The sequence below is a fragment of the Mycobacterium sp. D16R24 genome (genome assembly GCF_002013385.1).
GTDB lineage: Bacteria > Actinomycetota > Actinomycetes > Mycobacteriales > Mycobacteriaceae > Mycobacterium.
The window spans coordinates 1-2256 of sequence record NZ_MAEV01000059.1; the positions used below are offsets into that span (position 1 = coordinate 1).

2 protein-coding genes are annotated in these 2256 nt (G+C 65.6%); one reads left to right on the forward strand and one right to left on the reverse strand.

Annotated features, from left to right (window positions below; all coding sequences use genetic code 11):
- Positions 1-114: 114 nt before the first annotated feature.
- A complete protein-coding gene (locus B4383_RS26095) occupies positions 115-816 on the forward strand; it encodes a plasmid pRiA4b ORF-3 family protein (protein WP_078294679.1) in 702 nt (233 codons plus the stop codon).
- Between the two features lie 7 nt (positions 817-823).
- Here the strand turns inward: B4383_RS26095 and B4383_RS26100 are convergent, their stop codons facing one another.
- Positions 824-2146 carry an ISL3 family transposase gene (locus B4383_RS26100; RefSeq protein WP_052545499.1) on the reverse strand — a complete coding sequence of 441 codons (1323 nt, stop codon included), beginning with the start codon at positions 2144-2146 and terminating at the stop codon, positions 824-826.
- Positions 2147-2256: the final 110 nt, after the last annotated feature.

Sequence of the window (2256 nt, forward strand, 5' to 3'; positions counted from 1 at the left end):
GGCTCTTCATGATTGAGGGTGTAGAACGGTCAGCTGCTGTCGGCCTGTGATTGGGGTGTCTGGTTGGCTGGGTGTGTGCCGGAGAAGAAGCGGAAGAGTAAGAGGAAGAGCGCGGTGTCCGGGGGTGGTGTGGACCTGTCGATGCTGCAACAGCTGATGGCCGATGCTGGCCGGGATTTGTTCGCGGGAGTGTTCGATGAACCGACACCCGAGGTGGGAGCTGTGCCGGAGCGTGTGCGGGGTTTCCGGGTGCGGGTCGACCTGATGTACGCCAAGCCGCCGATCTGGCGTCGTCTGGTCCTGCCGGGTGACCTCATGCTCGATGAGCTGCATGACGTGCTGCAGGTTGCGATGGGCTGGCAGGACGGTCATCTGCATAAGTTCGGTGTCGGGGCGGACCGGCGTACCCGTGCCTACTTCGTCACCAGATTTGATCTCAGCGAAGGCGACGACGGTCTCGTCGAGGACGGTGTGCGCCTGGATCAGGTGGTCTCCGGTAAGGGCGACCGGTTGTTCTATGACTACGACTTCGGCGACGGATGGGAGCACGTGCTGGTGGTCGAAGACGTTCTCGATGATCCACCTTCGGCTCCGGTGTGCCTGGCGGGCAAGATGGCCTGCCCGCCGGAGGATTGTGGTGGCTTGGGCGGCTATGAGGAATTGGCTGCGTGGGTTCGTGGCGGGTACGACCCGCGGGCAACACCGATGGGGCTGGGTGCGCAGGAGATGCGCGACTGGCTGCCCCGAGGCTGGCACCCCGATCGTTTCTCGGTGACCGAGACCAATGACGCTCTGGCCGCGTCGAATATGCGTTGAGGACTCTTCACTGCCGAGGTGCAAGGAGCTGAGTTCGGAAGCCTCCGGTCTCGAGCAGTGACCGGGCGATGTAGTTGGTGAGGTTGCGGAAGCCCAGCGCGGATCCGCGCAGGTGTTCGAGGCGGCCGTTGATCGCTTCGGTGGGCCCGTTGGAGGTGCCGGGGCGGTCGAAGTAGGCCAGCACGTCGGCGGCACGCTTCTTCAGGGTCCGTCCCAGGGTGATCAGTTCGGTCAGCGGCTTGGGAACGCCGGTGCTCAGCGTGGTGATCAGCGCCGCCATCATCGTGCGGCCTTTCGTGCGGTCGGGTTCACGATACGCGGCCACGGTGCGCTGATACATCTGCCAGGTGGCCTCGACTTCTGCGTGGGCGTCGGCGGCGAACAAGGCGGCCAGCCGGGTGCGCTGGCGGTCGGTGAGCAGATCGGCACCGGTGTGCAGGGTGCGTCGGCAGGTGTAGAGCGGGTCGGACTTGCGGCCGCGGTGCCCACATGTCGCCAGCTGCACCCGGCGGCGGCACTCATCGAGGGCGTTGCCAGCCAGGCGCACCACGTGGAAAGGGTCCATCACCGTCGCCGCCTCGGGCAGTTCCTCGGCGGTAGCGGTCTTGAACCCGGAGAAGCCATCCATAGCAACAACGTCCACGCCGTCACGCCAGTCCTGCGGCCGCTCGGCCAACCAGTCCTGAAACGCCTTTTTTGAGCGACCCTCGACCATGTCGAGCAGCCGAGCCGGACCGGTCCCGTCACGCACAGGGGTGAGATCGATGATGACGGTGACGTACCTGTCACCGCGACGGGTGTGCCGCCAGACGTGCTCATCGACGCCGATCACCGCCACGCCGTCGAAACGGGCCGGATCGGCGATCAGCACCCGTCGGCCTTCTGCCAGCACCGCGTTGTTGGCGGTGTTCCACGACACCGCGAGCGCTTCGGCGATGCGAGCCACGGATAGATGCTGGCAGACAATGGCTTCCAGCGCCCACCGCAGAGCACGCCGCGACAGCTTGGCACGTGGTTCGGCCATCCTGGTGGTGTCTTGTCGCCACACGTGGGCGCAGCCGGCGCACCGGTAGCGACGGATGGTCACCAGCAGTGTGGTGGGGCGCCACCCGAACGGCTCATGGGCCAGAGTACGGGTGAGGCTGTCGCGTGGGATGCCTTCTTCGCCGCAGCGACGACACCACCGGTCCTCGTCGGTCACCCGGCACGCCAGCACAGCACGGCCGGGCTCAAGGCGTTGTCCGGTCACCTGCAGCCCAAGTTCGTCGAGGCGGCAGAAAGTCGTCAGGTCAGCGCAGGCGAAGCCCGCCCGACCGGTAGCGTCAGGCACGTCGAGGTCTTTCGGATGAGGAGTGTAGGAACCCTCATTTTCGAGAGACCTCGACCTCTATCCCGGCAACGACGCGCCAACCACCTCTACACCCTCATCTGTGAAGAGCC